The sequence below is a fragment of the Pseudoalteromonas luteoviolacea genome (assembly GCF_001750165.1).
Taxonomy (GTDB): domain Bacteria; phylum Pseudomonadota; class Gammaproteobacteria; order Enterobacterales; family Alteromonadaceae; genus Pseudoalteromonas; species Pseudoalteromonas luteoviolacea_G.
The window spans coordinates 2,868,939-2,890,119 of sequence record NZ_CP015411.1 but is presented as its reverse complement, the minus strand read 5'-3'; the positions used below and the strand labels follow the sequence as shown (position 1 = coordinate 2,890,119).

The following is a 21,181-nucleotide window of genomic DNA, read 5'->3' as shown; positions in this document are numbered from 1 at the left end:
ATACGCGTTAGGTAGACATGATTGTGATAGTCCATTTGGATAGCCAATCTAAATCACTTACTCAAGGAGGTGGGTATGTGGTTGTATATAAAAAAGTTATTCTTATTTTTTTGGCTTATTGTTATTGGGCAATATGCACTTGCCTCTCCAAGTAGCAGTGTCGAACAATTTACTGACACATCAAACCAATTAACAGTTGACACAGTAATAGATCGTAATCTCAGCTTTGAATCGGCTCATGATGGCGTCAAGTTTGTTAAAGGGGAAACACTCTGGGTAAAAGTGACTAATCCAGTCCCTGTGAACGACCAGTTGGTCGTTATTACAAGCTCAATAGAAGGAACTTTGAAATTATATCAAGTTTTTGACGGCAAAGTAGAAACTTACAAGCTGGTATCACCAGAATTGGCTCACCTTGCTCCTAACGCACATATTCTTCCTTCAGTAGCTTTGTCCGAAGATCATCGAGTTTATGATGTATATATTCAAATTCAAGCTAAGTATAGTGGCATGCTTTCTTTGTCAGTCATGCCAAAAGAAGACTACAGGAAAATATTAAATACACGGTTGTTTGTAGTAGGGATGAGCAGTGGAATTCATTATTTTATAACTCTGTTTGTTTTTCTAATGGCTGTGAGCCAATCTCGCAAAGGGCTTGCTGTTTTAACTGCTTATTTTTTGTGTATTAGCATCCAAAGTGGCGTGTACAGCGGGGCAAACAACTTGGTTTTTCCAAATGAAATCGCAAGTTATTTTGCACTCTACCAAAGTCAAATATATTTATTATCGCTCATTTTTGCGGTGTTATTTCTCAATTACTTTATGGTGGTCAAGCGCACAGAATCTAAATTTCCCCAGCTGGTTAGCTTATCTGTTTGGGGTCTTGGTGCCCTAACTATACTAGTTGCTCCATTAAATGCTCAGCATTCATTAGTATTTCATCTACTAGGTAGCATAGTTTGTTGCGTGGTTTATTTTGTGGTTTTGGCCAGTCAATTTAAGCAACACAGAAGTGAAGTGTTGGCAATAGTGATAACCTGGCTACCTGTTTTTGCGTTTAAAGTATATGTATTTGTTAATCAATTCGGCTTTTACTTACCTATAGATACATCAATATTAAATCATGTACTTATTACTGTGCATATTATTTTTCTGGCTTCTTTTTTGTATTGGCATGATAAAAATAAGAAAAAGCAACTTCTTTTTTATGCAACACATGATAAAGACACTGGTGCACCGAATCGTTATATGTTGCAGCAGAGTCTAGAATCTTTGGTGAAAAGGAATAAAGACCATACTTTGTTACTTTTCAGGCCTTTAGTGTTGCAAACGATTAGGTTAAACATGGGATGGAGCTATGCGAATGCACATTTAAAAAAACTACTTAATAAAGTCAGTGGCCAGCTAAATACTTATGGCAATGCAGTTATTGCAGGTCATGATAATTTACATACATCAATATATCGCCTCGATGACTCTCTATTTGCAATTATTTTGTTGAGTAAATTTGAATTAAGTCAAGTAGAACAATTTGTATGTGTTTTGTCAGCGAGTTTTGAAGAAGGCATAGATTTTGGCGGCGACTTGCTAGTTGACCAATTAGAAATTGGTGTAGCAAGTAACCCGATCCATGCAACAACCCCAGACGCTTTGATTCAATGCGCCATGCAAGCTATGGCCTCTAAGCCCGTTGGAACAAATAAGTGGCAATTGTTCGATTTTGGAAATTCAATCGTATCTCAAAGACGTATAAAGATAGCATCAGCCTTAAAGGTGGCTATTGAGCGTGAGCAACTTAGTTTATATTTGCAGCCGCAGATACATTTAGGGTCTGGACGAGTGTATGGTTCAGAAGCATTACTTCGATGGCACCATCCTGAGTTAGGCGTTGTCCCTCCGAGTGAGTTTATACCGATTGCTGAATCTTCAGGCATTGTGTTTGAGTTAACAGAGTGGGTCATAGAAACCGGTTTGAAGCAGCAAGCTGAAATTGTTGAGTTACTGCCTTCTCACACATTATCTCTGAACATCTCAGGAAAAGATGTTGGTCGGAAAGAGTTAACAGTACAATTGATCGAGTTAGTAAATCAATATTCACTAGCCCCATCTCAAATCGTCTTGGAAGTAACAGAGTCTGCAACGGTAGAAAATGAAAATACACTGTTTGATACGTTAGCTGATTATCGCAGTATTGGGCTGCGTGTCGCAATTGATGATTTTGGCACGGGATATTCGTCTTTGGCTTATTTAAGTCAACTCGGGTTTGATAAACTTAAAATTGATAAGCGCTTTGTCATGGACGTTGAAAGTTCGAAAACGAATCAGACGATTTGCAAAGCGACTTGCGATATGGCCCATAGTTTAGGATCAGTTGTAGTCGCAGAAGGAATAGAGAGTGAAGGGAGCTATCGTCAGTTGCAGAGTTACCACTGTGATATTGGCCAAGGCTATTTTATTTCAAGGCCATTACCTTTTGAGCAGTATAAATTATGGCTGCAAAGAATGATTGATGTAGAGGATGTGATTCACTACCTCACTTCTTAATGCTTACCAGTTTTTGTGGTTGCTTCTAAACAATTGGAGATAATACGGCCAAGACTCATAAAATCTATCGGTTTTGGTAGTATGTCATGCATACCTACGGCAGAGAAATGTTTCTGGCTGAGCTCATCTGTACTGGCGGTCATGGCAATGATTTGCGCATACTTTGGTACTAGGCCTCTTTGTAAAATAATGCTCGTCGCGGTCAGTCCATCCATAATTGGCATAATACTATCCATGAAAATAAGGTCGTAAGTGTTCAGCTCGCATTTTTGAATCGCCACTTGACCGTTGTCAGCAAGGTCAGGAGTAATATTAAACTTGCGTAAAAAAGCGGTGATGACTTTTTGGTTAATCTCATTATCTTCAACAACCAGAACCGTCAACTTTGATGCGTCACACTCATTGGGTGTGTGTACGTGTTGAAGATTTGGTTCACTGGCACTTTTTAAAGGGATATATACTTTAAACTGACTACCCTTTTTTAAAGCACTATCTACAGAAATGGTACCCTGCATAAGCTCAATGAGCTCTTTTACAATAGACATGCCAAGGCCTGTACCGCCAAAATGACTACCTACTTCGTTTTCACCTTGTTTAAATGGATCGAATAAATGCTCGATGCTAGCCGGTGACATGCCTATGCCGGTATCGTTTACTTCTATGTACAAATCTACATCAGACTGTCGATAGCTCGAATATACTCTTAGTTCAACAACACCTGTATCTGTAAACTTGATGGCATTGCTGATCAAATTGGTTATGATTTGATTTAGCCTAATAGGATCGCAATTGACCCAGCAATTTTGTGGTAAGTCGATAGAATAAGCGAATTTAATGCCTTTGCTGCTGGCCAGTTGTTTTGATAGCTCAGCGATATCGTACATGATACGAGTGATATCACTTTCATGGTAGGACAGAGAAAGGCCCTTTTGAGAAATTTTAGAAAAATCTAAAATTTCATTTATTAGACTGGTTAATATCTCCGTGCTACGTAATGCCAATTGTAAGTTTTCGGTTACTTTATCTTGATCATTTTCTTCCATTGAGTTTAAGAGTAATCCATTAATTCCATTTAATGGGGTTCTCATTTCATGACTGATTTTAGCTAACAGTAAACTTCGTTCATTTAACAGCTTTTCGGCTTCTAGCTTTTGATTTTTCAAATTTTTCCTAAGCTGAACACTTTTGGTAATATCTTGCATCGAACCAATGAGGTCTACGCATTGGTCTTGTTGGCATTCAATTTCACCGTGGCATGAAAGCCAAATTTTACGGTTGTCTTTTGTTGTTGCAGGAAATTCTAATTCCCACTGCGTTCCCATTTTTATAGAGTTAGAGATTGTGTTTAAGAACTTTTGTTGATGGGATTCACCATCAATAAAATGAACCCACTCAGAAAGAGAAGGGGTTGTATTCAAATCAATGCCATGCAGCTTTTTAGCCTCATCACTCCAAAACACTTGCTGACTAGATGTATTGAGTCGCCAACTTCCAATAGCGGCAACTTGTTCTACCTTTTTTAGCGTCTTGTAGTTATTCTCCAGTTCTACTTTTGACTCTATTCTTGCAAGTTCAAAGCCTAGCCATTGGGCAAATAACTCAACATAATCGATATGTTCAGCTGTAAATGGGCGACTGATCTTAGCTGCGGAGAAATTGATTGTGCCAAATGTACGGTGAGCAATGCGTATTGGTGCACCGATATAAGACTCTAATTTAAATTGCGTATAGCAAGGGTGTTTTGAGATCTCACTGTTACCAGCATGGTGAAATGATAAAGCCTTGTCTGCTTTGAGCGTGTGAACACAGTATGTGCCATCGAGATCAAACTGACACTGTGGGGTTAGCGCTGCGTTTTCAGATTCTACATACAATATAGTGTATGTGGAACCAGTGACTTCACTGACGATGGCGACTTCAAGGTCAAAGGTCTCAAGTCCAAATTTAAGTAATAATTGAATTTTCTCTGCTGTACTTATGTTCTGCTGGGACACGATATTATGGAATCGTCTTAGAAAGCTCACTAGCATAAATCCTTTTATTAGGCCAAAGATAAGTAACCGAAGTGATACTTGTAAAGTATAGAGAGATGATACTATATTAAAACACAGGTATTGTAATTACATAATTTATTATTTTAAATGGGATTTAGCCGCTTTGGCTATGCAAAGCACTGCCTAAATTTTGAAAATAATAGTCAATATTATGGGCTATTTTGATCATTTCTTCTGTAAGAGGAAACCCGCCGATAGACTCCAAATCCGACTGAATAACATCAGATACGAGAAACTCGTTTTGAATATGATGGTGATGAGCTATGTAACATTCAAAAGCGCGTGCAGTCAATTCTTGAGGTAAGCTGTAATATAAACGCTGCGCTTGTTTGTCTAACGAAATTGCGCGCTGAAAAAAAGGACTTGGTTTAGTACCATCTTGTGTTAGTAAGATTACTTTATATATTTCGTTGAGTAACTGGTTTAGTGGATGTGATACATCTGGTGTGGATGTGAGCCATAATGAAGATGCGAAGTCATTTGCCTTACTGTGATTAAACAAGTGTTTAGATATATAGTGATCAAATGCATGCCACCATTCGTGGGCAAGCGCACCGCCACCAGCATTTTTGGCCAACGCAAGTGTTCGTTTTGCAGGCGCATAATGTGCCTGGACACCTTTTTGACCACCACTACCAAATGCTAAATTTAATGTCCCTCTTAACCCGATGGCTTTCGGGGGCAATGATAAGATTTGAGTCAGATCCGCGAGTGAGTCATAGATCAAATTAGCCGCAACAAGCTGTTCTTGCTTAGTAACCCAATTCCCAACAATAATGGTTTTAAAGCCAAAAGTTGTCTTTAATTCATCAAAACAAACCTGATCACCAAATCGGTAATCAGGACCATTGCGTTTAAAGTGTCGATGAAGCCTAGTCATCTTCATGGAAGTATCGCTTTTTAACATCCTCAGGCATAAACTTTGTTTGTTCGTGTATCATACCCGTGAGCAAATGGTGTAACGGCTCTGCACTTAATTTCTCGTAACACTCTAAGAAATAGGCGCACGCTTCTAAAGTTGATAAACTATATGATTGTTCAGCTTTTCTTATCGCATATTTATTTTCTGGTAGCGCTGAAAAGGTAATTTTTTTAAGGTGATTTAACCATGGGTTGAGCATTGCAATTTTGTTCGCTTTTTTCCATGTACCATCTAGCACAAAGAGAGTATCTATTGTTTGTGAATTTGACACCATAGACTCTACCGCAATGGCATTCTGGTCTGGGTATAGAAGCCCACAGTGATGTGTTTTCGCAATTTGTTGAGCAACTGTGAAATCTGATGGTTTTTCGCCTACGTATACTTCAACAGAAGTAAGTTGCAATGTTAGCAATCGAACGGTGTTTTTAGTTACGGATACTTCGCTGGGATGTTGTAATACAATAATCCTAGTTTTGTTATTCAGCTTTGGACTTACCACGTAGCTACAAACACATGTTTTAATCGAAAAGTGACAAATATCGCAGGTACTTCTTTTCATACAGGCTTTGAACAGGTTAAATTGGTATATATCTTAACATAATTTATAGTTGGCTTTGCTCTTGTTGATACTCTTAACTAGCATATAGTTATAAAAGAGCATACGGGCAATAGACAATAAAGGACTTTTATGGATACTAAAATTGATGAATCTTGCTTGGAAAACATGCAGGCACTGTTAGGCGAACAGTTTAGCGACACATTGGAGTTTTGCCTCAGCGAATTTGATAGGTTAGCAAATGAAGTGAGAGCAACCATTGATAATGACTTGGAAGCGGCTACAAGAAATGCACATAGCTTAAAGTCTAACGCAGCCCAGTTCGGCGCTATGAGTCTTGCCGATGCTTCAAGAACCATTGAAATGGCATTGATAGAAGGCAACGTAGACTATGCGAAAACGCAGGTTAGCGTATTATGCAGTGAAGTTGATGCTTCAAAAGCATTGTTGCAGCATTGGTTAACTTCAACAAAAGTTTAGTTATAAAAATCCGTTATCATGCCTTAGTGACATAGGGTGATCAGTTAAATATTCTGTCAACGCACTATTTAGGTATGTGCTGTTGATATTCCCCAAATGATACTTTTATATTCCCTCATTCATGGTTATGCTAGGCTAAGAATGAGGGAGAGAAGAATGAATAAAATAAGTAAAAGCAATAAATTAAATGGGGTTTGCTACGATATTCGTGGGCCAGTTTTGTCCCAAGCACAGAAAATGGAAGATGAGGGCGTAAAAGTACTCAAGCTGAACATTGGCAACCCTGCCGCATTCGGTTTTGATATGCCTGAGGATATGCACAGAGACATTATCAGAAATTTGCGCCAAGGTCAGGGATATTGTGATTCAAAGGGGCTATATTCTGCGCGCGTAGCCGTATATCAATACTATCAACAGAAAAACTTTCCAAATATTAGTGTCGACAATATCTTTATTGGCAATGGAGTGAGTGAGCTCATTCAAATGGTCACTCAAGCGCTACTCAATGATGGTGATGAAGTGCTAATTCCAGCACCTGATTATCCGCTGTGGACTGCTTCAGTTAAGCTCTCTGGTGGTGTTCCTGTGCATTATATGTGTGATGAGTGTGCGGATTGGTTTCCTGATATTGCAGATATTAAAGACAAAATTACCAGCAAAACTAAAGCACTTGTGTTGATTAATCCTAATAACCCAACAGGTGCGGTCTACAGTAAAGAGTTGTTAGAGGCGCTTATTGAGGTTGCTAGAGAGCACAACTTGCTTATCTTAAGTGATGAAATTTACGAGAAGGTCTTGTTCGATGGGACCGAGCACTTCTCCATTGGTTCGTTGTGTGATGACCTGCCAGTGATCACCTTCAATGGGTTGGCAAAAACCTACCGAGCTGCCGGCCTGAGAATGGGGTGGATGGTTGCCAGTGGCAAGGTCTCAGCGATGCGAGATTTACTTGAAGGACTAAACATGTTGGCATCAATGCGCCTATGTGCAAACGTGCCTGCTCAATTCGCAATACAACAAGCTCTCGGTGGAGTGCAGTCGATAGATGATTTGCTATTACCTGGTGGGCGTTTATACGAACAGCGTAATATTGCATGGGAAGGTTTAAATGATATTCAAGGCATATCTTGCGTAAAACCTAAAGGGGCATTATATGCATTTGCCAAGATCGATACTAAGCATTTTAATGTGAAAAATGATGAGCTGATGGTTCTGGATTTACTTAGAGAAGAAAAAATTCTACTCGTACATGGTCGCGCATTTAACTGGCCATCACCAGACCATTTTAGGCTAGTATTTTTGCCTCATAAAGATGAACTTGAACCTGCGCTGCAATCTATGCAACGCTTTTTTGACCATTACCGACAGTAAATTTATTGGTTGAAAATTATTACCGATTTAATTAATTTTTTGCGATATTAGTAACATATTGAGTATATAACCTTGGTAGTTCTGCTAATATCGCTGCTTTGCCGAGTATGTTCTGTTTTGCGATGGCATCGCGTATTGTATTTGGTGTAACACATTTCGTCATCATGTTCGCGGTTTTTATATGGCTAATATGCCAAGGCTCAGCGGCAACACCCCCCCGGTATTTATCATACGGTTTAAAAAAACCGAATTCAGATAATGAAGATTCGAGCCAGCAAGAAAATTCATAAAATGGACCTCCTGACTGATACTCCCAAGGTTCTAGTTGCAGAGATTCATGTGGTGCTAAGCAATTTTTAGCATAAATATCTAGGTCACTGCCAAAATGATGCCGGCTTGCTCCTGGGAGCGCAGAAAACAGCATAATAGATTCAACTATTTCACTGTCTGTCAAAGAGTCAGTATCAATAGGGATACTGTTCTTATCAAGAATAGAGCGCTTGCCACTAAACTTGGCATTCCAAATCGAAGCCTGACGGTGAAAATCCCTATGTGCTGATGCAATTGTAAACTCAAAACCAGCTGCTTTGACTGCCTTGTTAAGTGCATCCAAATCGTTGACAATTTGGTTGTGTACCAGTCTATCCTGGTAATCAACCAAATGTGATGTTTCTAAGCCAAGTGCTTGAAGCGCAATAGTACTCACTAGGCTTTTACCAAAAGTTTTTCCAAAATAGACTCGTAGATGAGTGCTAAATCATCTAAGGACTTTGCACAGACTTGCTCATCCACTTGGTGTATTGTTTTATTCACAGGACCTATTTCAATCACTTTGCAGCCAGTTTGTGCGATAAACCGCCCATCAGATGTGCCGCCAGTTGTTTCAGGGGTGGCATCGATGCCAGTCACTTCTTTGATGGCTTCTAAAGTGACATTAAGCAGCTCGCCAGGCTCGGTTAAAAAAGGCAAGCCATTGACAATCCAATTGAGTTCATAATCTAGGTTATGAGACTTAAGTATCTCATTTACCCCTTTTTGTAGCTGTTCTACTGTAGATTCTGTACTAAATCGAAAGTTGAATTGTACGTCAACTGAGCCTGGGATCACATTTCCAGCCCCTGTGCCGCCATGAATATTGGAGATTTGAAAACTAGTTGCAGGGAAGAAGTCATTGCCTCTATCCCATTCTTTACTACTTAATTCAGTAAGTGCTGGTGCAACATCATGAATTGGGTTTCTTGCAAGGTGAGGGTAAGCTACATGCCCTTGAATACCCTTAACTTTAAGGTGTCCCGTTAGAGAGCCTCGTCGACCATTTTTGACAACATCACCCAATATATCCCTAGAAGAAGGCTCGCCGACCAAGCACATATCTATTTTTTCGTTGCGCGCTTCAAGTAAGTCAACAACTTTTGTGGTGCCATTGATAAACGGACCTTCCTCATCAGATGTGATAAGAAAACTGATAGAGCCTTCATGGTTTGGGTGTCTTGCAACAAAACGCTCTGTTGCAACAACCATCGCAGCCAAAGAGCCCTTCATATCAGCGGCGCCTCTTCCGTGCAAAATGCCGTTTTCAACCAGGCCAGCAAAAGGGGGATGAAGCCAGTCTTTTTCATTGCCGACTGGCACAACATCAGTATGACCTGCAAAACAAAAGTGTGGCCCTTGCTCACCTCTTCTTGCCCATGTATTGAGCGTATCGGTGAAAAAGAGCTCTTCAATTTTAAATCCAAGCTTTTCGAGACGGCTATTAATTAAGCTTTGACATCCAGCATCTTCAGGAGTCACAGATTGACGTTGGATCAGTGTTGAGGCGAGTTCTATTACATCGCTTAAAGGCGGTTGGTTCATTTAAATATCTCTTGATATTGCGCAGCCTTAAATCCGATATGTAGTTCAGAGTCCACTTTTAAAATCGGTCGTTTAATCATTGCTGGTGCATCGAGCATATGCTGTTTTGCTGAGGTTTCATTTAAGCTTTGCTTTTGCTCGTCGCTAAGCGCACGGTAAGTCGTGCCTCGCTTGTTTAAAACTGTTTCCCAGCCTAATTGCTCAACAAAGTTATCGAGCAGTTCTGGTGTTAACCCATCTTTTCGGTAATCGTGGAAATCAAAGTCTATATTTTGTTCCTGAAGAAACTTTTTTGCTTTTTTAATGGTGTCACAATTAGGAATACCGTATAGGATTATGCTCATAATTTACTAGCTCTTGATAATGTAATTAACGGTTCTTTACCCGCATTCACTTGATTTAATGGATAATAACATGGCCCTAGCTTATCTGCATTGAGAATTACCAATGTTCCGGTGATCGGCAGGTCCTGAGGAATATCGAAGTAACAGAGGATATCTCCTGTGATGATATGCTTTCGGCCGATACTATGCTTGATTAAGTTTTCCATCTTGCAGTATTCACTTGGAATGTGTAAGTGCAGTAAAAGTTGCAGTCCAGATTCGGCGCGAATAACAAATTCACACCCTTGTTGACTTACTTTGATGACTCTCCCATTGCATGGCGACATCATCAGTGCTTGGTTCATTTTGACACAAACACCGCTGCCAATCATACCCGTTGAAAATAGTGATAAAGGGTGCTGAGTTAATGGGAATACTTTGCCAGTAAACGGACTTGCAATGTGCAAAAGGGGGTTGGCTATTTGCGTGATTGGTGCGTAATTTATAGGTTTAGAAAATATCATTAAACAAAAAGGTAACCGTCTTTTCTGAGTGCTTGAATAGCATTATTGAGTTGTTGCTCTTTAACTAATATATAGTCAGTATCGTATGTAGAAATAGAAAAAATAGACACATTGGCGCTGGCTAGGACCCCTGAAATGTTTGACATAATGCCTGTCAACGAAAAACCCAATGGACCAATAATTTCGATGGCTCTCCAGTAAGGCTCCGCAGCGAAGCTCTCGACTTTAATGTCAGAGGGGCAAACGATTGACAATTCTTCCGTTGTTTTTGCAATGAAAAAGATATCAGATTGCAAAACTTGCGCAGGAATTTCAGCATCGTTATCGAGGCTGTGAATTGTAAAGTCTTGTTGTAGTATTTGTAGCGTTTGTTTGGACATACTTGCGCTCTAACTGCATCGACTCTTTCATAGTATAGGCAAGCAAAAAGAAAAGAAACCATTTTATTAAGGGAGTAGAGGTTTCTACTCCCTGGAAGTTTTATGAACTGCTTATTATGGACGTTGGCCTGCTTGAATAGCGGTTAAGGCAATCGTGTAAACGATGTCATCAACCAAAGCGCCACGGCTAAGGTCGTTAACTGGTTTACGCATCCCTTGTAACATTGGGCCAATACTAATCAAGTCTGCGCTTCGCTGAACAGCTTTATAGGTTGTATTACCAGTATTTAAGTCTGGGAAAACAAACACCGTTGCTTTACCTGCGACTTTACTATTTGGTGCCTTTTTGCGCGCGACGTTTTCCATAATCGCCGCGTCGTATTGTAATGGGCCATCAATATCTAAATCAGGGCGTTTTTGCTGCGCAAGTTTTGTAGCTTCTCGAACTTTGTCAACGTCCGCACCTTGTCCAGAAGTACCTGTGCTGTAACTGATCATAGCAACTTTTGGTTCAATGCCAAAAGCAGCCGCGGAATCCGCTGATTGAATTGCAATATCAGCAAGTTGTTCAGCTGTTGGGTCTGGGTTAATCGCACAGTCACCGTAGACTAAAACTTGGTCGGGTAACAGCATGAAAAATACAGAGCTTACCAGTGAAGAATCAGGTGCTGTTTTAATTAATTGCAGGGGAGGGCGGATCGTATTGGCAGTTGTGTTTACTGCACCAGATACTAAGCCATCAACTTCATTTTCAGCAAGCATCATAGTACCAAGCACTACGTTGTCTTGCAGTTGCTCTGCTGCAACAACTTCGGTAAGCCCTTTGTTCTTGCGCAGCTCAACCATTGGTGCAATGTACTTATCGACAGCTTCATTAGGATCAATAATGGTGATGTTTTCGTTTAATACGACACCTTGTTGCGCTGCAATTCGCTGGATTTCTTCATGGTCACCCAATAAAACGGTTTTGGCTATACCGCGTTCTCCACAGATAGCAGCAGCTTTAATGGTACGAGGCTCGTTGCCCTCTGGAAGTACAATCGTTTTATTGGCTCTGCGGGCTTGGTCCGTCAACATGAATCTAAATGCTGGAGGTGACAGTTTTCTTGTGCGGGCAACACCTTGAGATAAGCTATCTAGCCAATCTGGATCAATGTGGTCTGCGTTATGCTGTTTCACTTTATCGATACGTTGTTCGTCATCAGCAGGGACTTCCATATTGAAGTTGTGCAGTAATAACGACGTTCTCCAAGTATCAGCTTCAGTAGCAAGAATTGGTAACCCAGTATTCATTGCTTGTTCGCACAATTCCATGATTCTAGGCTCTGGTTTGAAGCCCCCAGTCAGCAAAATGGCACCAAGCTTGGTACCATTCATTGCAGATAGGCATGCAGCGACCAAGATGTCGGAACGATCTCCTGGTGTGACCAAAAGGGCACCTGGTGTGAAATGATTTAGGATGTTGGATACTGTGCGAGCACAAAATGTGACACGGCGTAGACGCCTATGCGCCATATCTCCTTCATTGATAACTTCAGCTTGTAGGTATTCACTCAAGTCTCTTACACGTGGCGCAACAAGGTCAAAGTCCCAAGGGATTGCGCCTAATAGCATAAACGGATGTTTACGGAAAATCGGCAACGAAGCCAAGCGGTTCATCTCATTTTCTAGCTGGTCCGGTTCATGCTGATCAACCAAATCGGCGCGCGCACGCCCGTCTTCATCGAGAGGCGCATTGACTTTGTTAAAAATACAGCCCAACACTCTTGCATGATCAATACCACCATAGTTGCCTGAAGCAATTTCAAGACGGTCTTCAAGTTGATCGTTATTATCGTTACCTGGGGTCAATACGAATACAATATCAGCCCCCAATGTCTGAGCGATTTCTCGATTTACACGACCAGCATAAGGCTGCTTTCTGGTTGGAACCATGCCTTCAATAATAGCGACTTCATCGTCTTGTACACTGCTTTCAAAGCGTTCAACGATCTCTTCCAACAGGTCATCACCTTTTCCGTCTCCAATCATTTGTTCTGCATAGTGCAGCTCAAATGGTGTGGGAGGAACAATTGAAGAACCTTGCTTGATAATTAACGTAGACTTTTCTGGGCCTACATCGGCATTGCGTGGTTGAGCAATAGGCTTGAAAAAATTAACTTTAACAGCTTTTTGCTCTAGAGCACGAACTAAACCGACAGAAACAGATGTTAAACCAACCCCAGTTGAGATTGGGATAAGCATTATTCTACGACCCATATTTATTGCTCCCCAGCAAGCATTGCAGCGTCTTGTGCGATGACAAGCTCTTCGTTCGTTGGAATAATCATAGCGATTGGGTTTGAAGAGTCATCAGTAATTATGCCTTCATTACCAAATCTAGCTGCTAAGTTACGCTCATTATTTAACTGGAAACCTAAGAAGCTTAATTGGTTAATGACACTTGCGCGGATCACATCAGAGTTTTCACCAATACCACCTGTAAATACCAATGCATCAATCCCGCCAAGAGGTACAGCAAAGCTGGCAATTTGTTTGGCGAGTCTGAAGCAGAAAATATCTAGAGCAAGTTGCGCTTTTTCATGCCCTTCAGCAGCGCTTTCTTCGATAGTACGGCAGTCATTTGAAAGTTCACTGATCCCTAATAGGCCGCTTTCTTTATTCAACAACGTATCTATTTGTGTTGCAGAATAACCGAGTTGATGAACTAGGTAGGCAAATAAACCAGGATCTATATCACCACTGCGCGTGCCCATTACAAGCCCTTCTAATGGGGTTAACCCCATACTGGTATCGACAGATTTACCATCTTTTACGGCACAGACAGAGCAACCGTTACCAAGGTGCGCGGTAACAATTTTAGAAGATTTACCAACTAAACCTAATTGTTCGACGGCCTGGGCCGATACATAGTAATGGCTAGTACCGTGGAAACCATAGCGTCTAATGCTGTGCTTTTCATATAGAGAGTATGGTAACGCGTATAAAAATGCAGTAGGTGCCATTGATTGATGGAAAGCCGTGTCGAATACAGCTATTTGAGGCAAAGTTGCAAATGCTTCGGTTGCAGCTTCAATGCCAAGCAAGTTTGCAGGGTTATGTAACGGCGCAAGCGTCGCTGTTTGCTTGATAGCATCGAGTACAGTGTCGTTGATCAGTGCTGATTTAGTGAAATGTTCGCCACCATGAACAACGCGATGGCCAACGGCAACTAACTGTTGGTCAAGCTTAAGCGATTTGACAAGGTCGACCAGTTCATTGATAGCGACTTCATGGGCGTCACCATTGGATAGAGAAATAATGTGCTTTTGGCCATTAAATTTATATTTAATTTGAGGTGATGATTCACCTAAACGTTCCGCTAAGCCGGATAAATGCTCTTTTGCAGAGCTTGAATCTATGATTGCAAATTTGAGGCTAGAGCTGCCACAATTGAGGACCAAAACATGCGACGATGACATAATGACTTTCCGTTTTGACAATAAGAGTAATTGCGTATTAAGCTAAATGGTGAAGTTCATTCAGCATTACACTTAATACTAAGGTATAATTGACATGAATGACGTAATTTTACCTTATTTTTTTAAGAAAAGTTAGCACCTAGGAGTTATGATGCAGAAAAGTCTTATTTCACAAGTGCAACTGGGCCGCCAATACGCTAAAGAATGGCCAATGCGTAAGGAGCTTGCGCCTCTATTCCCTGAGTTTAGAGTGATTAAGGCAACGGAACTAGCTTTACAAACAATGCCAATTTTGGCGCTTTTTACTGTATTTTTTCAAACCAGCCAATTAGGCATGGAATTTTTACCTCAGTCGATTGCAATCGCTTTATTTTTTCTTACATTACCCGTGCAAGGGTTATTGTGGCTAGGTAAACGTTGTGATACGTCTCTAAGTCCTGCTTTATCTTCATGGTACAGGGAGCTTTATCAAAAAATGGTGGCCAATGGGTATCAAGGTGATATTTGCACTGGAAAACCAACTTATCGAGCATTGGCAAAGCTGCTACGAGATATGTTTGATAAAATGGACAAAGCTTTTACCAAAGAAAATTTATAATTTAGCTATGCACATTTTTTGATGTGCCACTTAGAAGCGAGTGCGTATATACTTTTTCTTCCTCAGAGAGATAAGCAGAAGTAAGGGGGTCAACCAGCCTAGTGTGCCCCCTGAACTCGACTCTGTTTTTGTCGCTTGCCCTCTGTTAGCTGGGTCTTGAGCAGTTTGATTTGTTGGAGTTACGCTCAATTCAAAAGTGTCTTGTGCAACTAGTACGTTGTCATAATACGCTTTCACACTCACCGTCTGTTCGCCAGCCTCATCAAAAGTAACCTCAACCTCTTTTCCATTACGTGACAAACCGCTCGAAAACTCCCATTGATAACTTAGTGAAAGGTCATAATCTGAAGTGAGCACAACGTTTGCAGTGATTGTTTTTCCGGCCTCTATTATATCTGGTATAGCCAAGCTAATAGATTTGATCGCAGGAGAAATAGCATTGACTTCGTACTGTTTACTATAACTCAGATTTTCATTGACAGAAGCTGTGAGTGAAACTGTATAAATTCCGGGCGTACTATATTCATGAGTTGGATTTTCATCGGTACTATTTGTTCCATCTCCAAAGTCCCACAGATAAGACGTTTCTTGAGCTACTAGCAGGTAGGGGACGCAATACATCAAACTTGCTATACATATATTCCTTTTGGTCGACATAAGTTAAATCCTTCACTTTTAGGCAAACATTGTTTGCTTTTCAAATATTGAGCTGATTAATTGCAAGTCAAAAACGTTGTTAATCTAATATATTAAAATCGACTTTTAAATACATACTTTAATATTATGAAATTGTTTATAAATTGTCCGGTTTTGCGGTTTTTAACTGGATTGCTTCTTTCTGATTGGTTATTTTTTATTAGTTTTATTTGGACGAAATAACTTCAGAAAGGAGTCTCAGTGTTTAACTTACGACTTAGTATTGCCTTAATTGCTTGCCAACCCTTTACGTATAATGCGATGGCACATCAGCAACATCCCTACATTCATCAAGTTAATAGCTTAAAATCGTCAGGATTTGAGTATAAATTAAATAAAGAGAAGGGATCTGATAGCGCGATTCGTTTTGAGCATTATGATTTATACTGGCATGGCGTGCGGGTATATAATAGTACTTTGATTGTTAAAAATACGATTTTTGGTGATAAGAAATTAATTTCTGGCAATACCAAGTTAACTACACAGCTTAAGTCTGAACAATTACAAACTATGGCAGTAGCGAGTAAGTTTGCATTTGAAGATGAAGAAGTTTCTCAACATATATATCAGCGCTACCCATTAACGATAGATATTATTAAAACTGAGCGTTTAATCGTACGAGAAGAAAATCTAGCCTCTCATTTTGTTTATCGAGTTGAGGTGAAATCAAGGCAGCATAATCGTCAGTTTTTAATTTTGGATGGTCAAACGCTAGAAAAGTTAAGCTCTTCAGTAAGTCATTACGCATTTGATGGGCATCACGATGAAAGTTATCACGCAGTTTCAACAACCACAGGTAATTATAAATTAGGGTTAAACTGTCACCAAGCACCGAGTATGGCGACTCAAAAATGTCAAAACACGGTGCTGCCAATAGAGCATCCAGTAGCACAAAAGAATTATCCTAACTACCCCGTAATGAGTAATGTTTATTATAGAGGTGAAGCAAACACCGCGTTTAATGAATTTAGTGGTTATCCAATGGTTGTAAAGCTTGAAAACAGCCGCTGTATTTTTAAAAACAACTGGGTTGAAACATATCAAGGTAGTGCCTCAGAACCATATTCGTATGCATGCCCTAATGGGGCCGATGAAAGCCACGGTATTGATGGAGACCCATATTTTTATTATTACCTGAAAGGGGCATTTAAAGCCGTTAACGACGGACACTTTTTTGGTGGCGTGGCTGTGCAAACTTTGCACTGGCATTTTAAGGCGCTCTTTCCTAACCAGCAAAATCGCTGCGATGTAGAATCTGGCTATTGTTTGAATAAAATCAAGCAGCGCGTTGATGTTAACAACCTTTATCAAAGTAGTTGGGATGGGGAGTTTACGAACTATGCTGGTGGTACCATAGGAAAACCATTCCCGCATGGCAGTTCTTTAGACATTGTTGCGCATGAAATAGGACATGCAATTCTAGAGTGGAACACAGGCAACATTCTCTCAGATTTGAACTTTGACGGGGAATTATTTGCTGAACTTCGCGCGAAACGCAGCGCACTACATGAGAGTTTTGCTGATATTACAGCGATTGCAGTAAAAGATTATTATGCAAATCATTTGCATGCTGAACCGTCAGATTCTAACTGGATACATACTTCGATTTTTTCCGACCTGTATCACTACGATAATAAGTTTTGGGGTATTGGTTATGATAGTAGACTTACCAATTCTTTTTTACGACATGTATCCATGCCAAGATTAGATGGTATCAGCATGGATGATTATCGGGATTATGAACAAACAAGAGGGCCGCATCAGCGCGCCGGTGCACTCAATAAATTGTTTTATTTAATTTCAAGTAGTGACGGCTGGAATGTACAGCGTGCATATAGACTGGTTTTAAAAGCCATGACAGGGTGTTTTCCTTCAAATGCTGGCATGTATGAGGCGTCACAGTGCCTTATTGCTACAGCCGATGCTGATGATAAGCAGCATATAAGCAATCTTGCAGAGCTGGTTGGTTTTGTTTCATCAGCGAAGGCTAATAGCCAACTTAAGGTAACAGTAAAGCGTATGTATGGAGAAGTACAGTTCGACATCAGTGACCCAAGAGTATCGCAGGATAATATTGCTCACTTAGAGGTGAAGTTGGATGAAAAACCAATTCTTTCATGGTCACCGCAAAGTACTGAGTTGTGGGAAGAAGTTAAGTCTATACGTCGTACTTTTGGAGGTGGGGCCCATGAGCTATCATGGCATGTAGAACTTAACGATGGTACTGAATTGGAGTCAAAACGACTATTGAGTTTGTTTGACGCGCCACTATGTAAACCAGTTCAAAATACTGAACGTTTTATATCTGAGCTGTCTTTCAATGGCCAAAAAAGTGAGGTTGAAGCAGGGGGGAGTGACATCATGTTGACAGATCCTGTTTATAAACAATCACCTATCAGTATAGAAATGCTAAAACTTGATAACAATGTGGCCATTGCTGCCTATTTAGATACGGATAGAAATGGCTATTTTGATGCTGATAGTGAAAAACTGAACAATCTGAGTGACTCTGAGGGTAAGCTTGTTTATGACCTTAGCCAATTCCGAAATTTAGAGACTGGCCTTAGTGTTGTGAGATTCGTGTTATCTGCACAACAAGAAACATCAAGCTGTGCTGGATTAGATGAATCACAAGTGATAGATGTATATATGGCCTTAAATGAAGGGCAGTATACAGCACCTAGCATTGATTTTGGTTTTAAACAAAAAAATAGCGATCTATATTTATCCATAAGGCAACAGTTTAGCAATGCGTATACATTCAAATGGATTTTTGATCAGAAGGAAGTTGTGACTTCTGACTATCATATTGTCAGGTCAATGAACCAGACATCAGAGGTTACTTTAGTATTACTTCGAGATGGTATAGAAGTGAACCGCCTGACTAAAACTGTGAATGTTGCGCCAGAGCCCGAATTTAACATTGATTGCCAGCAGAATGGTACAGAATGTAAATTATCGGTAGAAGGTGAGCTTCCGAGTAATATTGCACGATTTGCTTGGCGCGTAGATGATCAACACTATACGAGTAGCTATCGTTATCTAACATATGACTTTGGTACGACTGGCGTTAAAAATGTGACCGTATCCCTCATTTTACAGGGCGCTTCAGTAATATTCGAAAAATCACAATCTATTAACTTAAAAGAAATTATTGATTTTGAGGTTAGCATACAGCAAGAGAATGCTGACTTTACTTTGAACATCTCTCAAACGCTTCCTATTGGTTATTCATTGGTTTGGGTTATAAACGATACTGAATACCCACACAGTTCGGCTGGCATTGAATTAGCAAGCCTTGAACCTGAAGATCGCGTCAGTTACATGTTGAAAAAAGACGGTGAAACGATACTGGAGAAGCCGATAAATATAACTCATGTTAGCGACCCTAATTTGCAGATTAGCTGCCAAAGAGACGGGTTAGTATGCGGTTTTGTAGCTGAGCACCTATCAAATGCAAAGGAATTAAAGTACGTGTGGGACTTTGGTGATGGGACTACCCAAGTAACTAATATACAACAGGTCAATTATAGTTATAAAGCGCCGGGTGAATATACAGCGAGTCTTACTCTGATGGTTGATGGAAGGGCCAAGTTTACAGCTCAGACATTGGTTAAAGTTGCAGAGATAAGTGTTAGTGTTGCGCAGCACAATCAAACCCTGTCGTTGAGTGCCTCTGGAGAGGTAAACGATGAGATGACTTTTCAGTGGCTGATAAATAATGAGATCAAATTTGGTAGTACTATTGATTATGAATTTGCTGACAAAGCACAGCTAACGCGTATCAAACTCAATGTATATCAAGATAATCAAGAAGTAATAGAGATCATTGAGGATATTCAAGTATTTGACAATATTGATCTAGACTTTGAATGGTCTCAAAGTGATTCAGATAATCCACTGAAATTTAGTTTTGCTGTAAAAAAAGAGTAGGCCATAAAAGTATTGTGGCCCATTGCTTTGTATGCAAGGGCCATTCTTTCGAATCACTTTGTGATTTTTTTGAATTGTGTGATTAAAAAAGAAAAGGTCACATTATGGGACTCACTCAATGCTAATTCACTGTAATGGGACGCTTTAAATTTCCATGCAAATGGGGTCATCTTAATTAAATGTTCAACAATGCTTGTCTCAACAGGTTGAATATCCTCGACTAACGTCTGCTCTATTATTTCAAACCCGTCAGGGCACTCTGGCGCTTCGTGCAAGCGCACATCATCATAGATTTTTTGTTTCAGTTCAAATAGGTGTTTGGGACCCGGACCTACGACAATAAGGGTACCATCGTCTTGTAAAAGGCGAGCAGACTCTTGTGAAAAGACTGGCGCAAAAATACTTAGAACGACGTCAGCGCATTCACTTTTAAATGGTGCATCTTTACTAGAGGCTACGCTAAAATTTGGTTTATTATATCGTTTAGAGGCATATTTGACTGCAGGTTTACTAATGTCTAATCCATATACTGCGGCCGACTCAGTGACAGCTGCTGCGACAGCTTGTGTATAAAACCCTTCACCGCAGCCTAGATCTATCACCGTTTTTGGGGTTTTGGATGCGACTAATTTAGCCAACGACTGCTGTAATAAAGCGTAGTGATTAGTTGCGAAAAAGGCGCGCCTAGCTTGGACCATCTCCAAATTGTCGCCGGGTTGCTTGGAGCGTTTAAACTGCACCGGAAGCAAATTGATATAGCCTTCTTTTGCAAAGTCGAATTGATGACGATTTATGCAGCCCAGTGTATTATTTGTGTGTGTTAGTGGTTCTGAGCAAATGGGGCAACGGTAATCTAATGTCATCTATCTAAATATTCCTGATCATAAAAGGTCCTAACCCAGTTAGGTCGGTAAGTGATCATCAATGTAATGGCCATGCCATTTAACATGGCTTCTGGAAACCACATGATCACTGAGTAAAACATATAATTGTATTGCAGTGTCTGCCAGTCGTATAGGCCTACTGACCAGTAATAGACACCGGTGAGCATTATTTTACAGGCAGCGACAATGCCTGCGCAAATAAATGCGCATACAAATATATAAATAAAAAAGTGTCTCGGTAAATACTGATAACAAATTAGAAAAATTGCGTAACTGATATAAACGGGAATAATGCCCGTCAATAACCAAAATGTGAAAAACTCAATTTGAGTAGCAGCGAAGGTGAAGTGTAACAAAGAGGCAAGAAGCGTGCTTATTAGTGATAGCCGCCAGCCTAAGATTAAAGTAACGGCGGTGATGGCCAGAATGTGAATATCTAAAAATGGCAAAATGCCAGCCTGAATCTTCCATAAAATGGCCATAACCAGGGCACAGCACAAGACGCCCGTTTGTCTTTGTGGAGTTTTGATTAGTGCAATAAATTGTACTTTATCAAAACTCACTGCAAATGCGAGCAATGAAAACAACATAATTGCCATTG

Annotated in this window: 18 protein-coding genes; 5 read left to right on the top strand and 13 right to left on the bottom strand. The window is 40.2% G+C overall.

The genetic code is table 11. The features are described from left to right. The first annotated feature begins 75 nt into the window (after positions 1-75). Positions 76-2,544 (top strand): EAL domain-containing protein, encoded by a 2,469-nt coding sequence (locus S4054249_RS12205; RefSeq protein ID WP_052960966.1) that lies wholly within the window; start codon positions 76-78, stop codon positions 2,542-2,544. Here S4054249_RS12205 and S4054249_RS12200 read toward each other — a convergent pair. From S4054249_RS12200 to S4054249_RS12190, 3 genes are all read right to left on the bottom strand, one after another. Then, on the bottom strand, positions 2,541-4,568 hold the full coding sequence (locus S4054249_RS12200; protein WP_046356294.1) for an ATP-binding protein: 2,028 nt from the start codon (positions 4,566-4,568) through the stop codon (positions 2,541-2,543). The genes S4054249_RS12205 and S4054249_RS12200 overlap by 4 nt on opposite strands. Before the next feature lie 124 nt (positions 4,569-4,692). Continuing rightward, a complete protein-coding gene (locus S4054249_RS12195; RefSeq protein WP_046356202.1) occupies positions 4,693-5,484 on the bottom strand; it encodes a CLCA_X family protein in 792 nt (263 codons plus the stop codon). After that, complete coding sequence (locus tag S4054249_RS12190) at positions 5,471-6,079, bottom strand: tRNA-uridine aminocarboxypropyltransferase (protein ID WP_046356203.1); 609 nt, start codon at positions 6,077-6,079, stop codon at positions 5,471-5,473. The genes S4054249_RS12195 and S4054249_RS12190 overlap by 14 nt, the downstream gene beginning before the upstream one ends. A gap of 129 nt (positions 6,080-6,208) precedes the next feature. Between S4054249_RS12190 and S4054249_RS12185 the strand changes: the two genes are divergently transcribed. Both S4054249_RS12185 and S4054249_RS12180 read left to right on the top strand, forming a co-directional pair. Next, positions 6,209-6,556, top strand: a complete 348-nt coding sequence (locus S4054249_RS12185; RefSeq protein ID WP_046356204.1) for an Hpt domain-containing protein — start codon at positions 6,209-6,211, stop codon at positions 6,554-6,556. 156 nt (positions 6,557-6,712) lie between these two features. After that, positions 6,713-7,927, top strand: coding sequence for a pyridoxal phosphate-dependent aminotransferase (locus S4054249_RS12180; protein WP_046356205.1), 1,215 nt, complete (start codon positions 6,713-6,715; stop codon positions 7,925-7,927). Between the two features lie 31 nt (positions 7,928-7,958). Here S4054249_RS12180 and S4054249_RS12175 read toward each other — a convergent pair whose 3' ends face one another. The 7 genes from S4054249_RS12175 to S4054249_RS12145 all read right to left on the bottom strand — a co-directional run bounded on the left by S4054249_RS12175 (position 7,959) and on the right by S4054249_RS12145 (position 14,469). Beyond that, entirely contained in the window at positions 7,959-8,633 is a 675-nt protein-coding gene (locus tag S4054249_RS12175; RefSeq protein ID WP_046356206.1) for a M15 family metallopeptidase, read from the bottom strand. Further along, complete coding sequence (gene dapE, locus S4054249_RS12170) at positions 8,633-9,781, bottom strand: succinyl-diaminopimelate desuccinylase (protein ID WP_046356207.1); 1,149 nt, start codon at positions 9,779-9,781, stop codon at positions 8,633-8,635. The genes S4054249_RS12175 and dapE overlap by 1 nt, the downstream gene beginning before the upstream one ends. Continuing rightward, positions 9,778-10,125 carry an ArsC family reductase gene (locus S4054249_RS12165; protein WP_046356208.1) on the bottom strand — a complete coding sequence of 116 codons (348 nt, stop codon included), beginning with the start codon at positions 10,123-10,125 and terminating at the stop codon, positions 9,778-9,780. Before S4054249_RS12165 ends, dapE begins: the two co-directional genes overlap by 4 nt. Beyond that, positions 10,122-10,628 carry a PTS glucose transporter subunit IIA gene (locus tag S4054249_RS12160; RefSeq protein ID WP_046356209.1) on the bottom strand — a complete coding sequence of 169 codons (507 nt, stop codon included), beginning with the start codon at positions 10,626-10,628 and terminating at the stop codon, positions 10,122-10,124. Before S4054249_RS12160 ends, S4054249_RS12165 begins: the two co-directional genes overlap by 4 nt. Continuing rightward, positions 10,628-11,008, bottom strand: a complete 381-nt coding sequence (locus tag S4054249_RS12155) for an ACT domain-containing protein (protein ID WP_046356210.1) — start codon at positions 11,006-11,008, stop codon at positions 10,628-10,630. The genes S4054249_RS12160 and S4054249_RS12155 overlap by 1 nt, the downstream gene beginning before the upstream one ends. A 114-nt stretch (positions 11,009-11,122) precedes the next feature. Beyond that, positions 11,123-13,267 (bottom strand): phosphate acetyltransferase, encoded by a 2,145-nt coding sequence (gene pta, locus S4054249_RS12150; RefSeq protein ID WP_046356211.1) that lies wholly within the window; start codon positions 13,265-13,267, stop codon positions 11,123-11,125. Positions 13,268-13,269: 2 nt separating this feature from the next. Further along, positions 13,270-14,469: an acetate kinase gene (locus S4054249_RS12145; RefSeq protein ID WP_046356212.1), complete on the bottom strand. Its 1,200-nt coding sequence runs from the start codon at positions 14,467-14,469 to the stop codon at positions 13,270-13,272. A 151-nt stretch (positions 14,470-14,620) separates the two neighbouring features. On the opposite strand from S4054249_RS12145, the gene yfbV reads away from it, so the two are divergent. After that, on the top strand, positions 14,621-15,067 hold the full coding sequence (gene yfbV / locus S4054249_RS12140) for a terminus macrodomain insulation protein YfbV (RefSeq protein ID WP_046356213.1): 447 nt from the start codon (positions 14,621-14,623) through the stop codon (positions 15,065-15,067). A gap of 30 nt (positions 15,068-15,097) precedes the next feature. Here yfbV and S4054249_RS12135 read toward each other — a convergent pair whose 3' ends face one another. Continuing rightward, positions 15,098-15,724 (bottom strand): PKD domain-containing protein, encoded by a 627-nt coding sequence (locus S4054249_RS12135; RefSeq protein ID WP_046356214.1) that lies wholly within the window; start codon positions 15,722-15,724, stop codon positions 15,098-15,100. A gap of 240 nt (positions 15,725-15,964) precedes the next feature. On the opposite strand from S4054249_RS12135, the gene S4054249_RS12130 reads away from it, so the two are divergent. Further along, the gene (locus S4054249_RS12130; protein ID WP_046356215.1) at positions 15,965-19,696 is read left to right on the top strand and encodes a PKD domain-containing protein; all 3,732 of its coding nucleotides are present in this window, start codon (positions 15,965-15,967) and stop codon (positions 19,694-19,696) included. A 53-nt stretch (positions 19,697-19,749) separates the two neighbouring features. Here the strand turns inward: S4054249_RS12130 and S4054249_RS12125 are convergent, their stop codons facing one another. Together S4054249_RS12125 and S4054249_RS12120 are read right to left on the bottom strand one after the other, a co-directional pair. Beyond that, positions 19,750-20,559: a putative RNA methyltransferase gene (locus S4054249_RS12125; RefSeq protein WP_046356216.1), complete on the bottom strand. Its 810-nt coding sequence runs from the start codon at positions 20,557-20,559 to the stop codon at positions 19,750-19,752. Next, a complete protein-coding gene (locus S4054249_RS12120; protein ID WP_080928355.1) occupies positions 20,556-21,179 on the bottom strand; it encodes a hypothetical protein in 624 nt (207 codons plus the stop codon). The genes S4054249_RS12125 and S4054249_RS12120 overlap by 4 nt, the downstream gene beginning before the upstream one ends. Positions 21,180-21,181 lie beyond the last annotated feature (2 nt).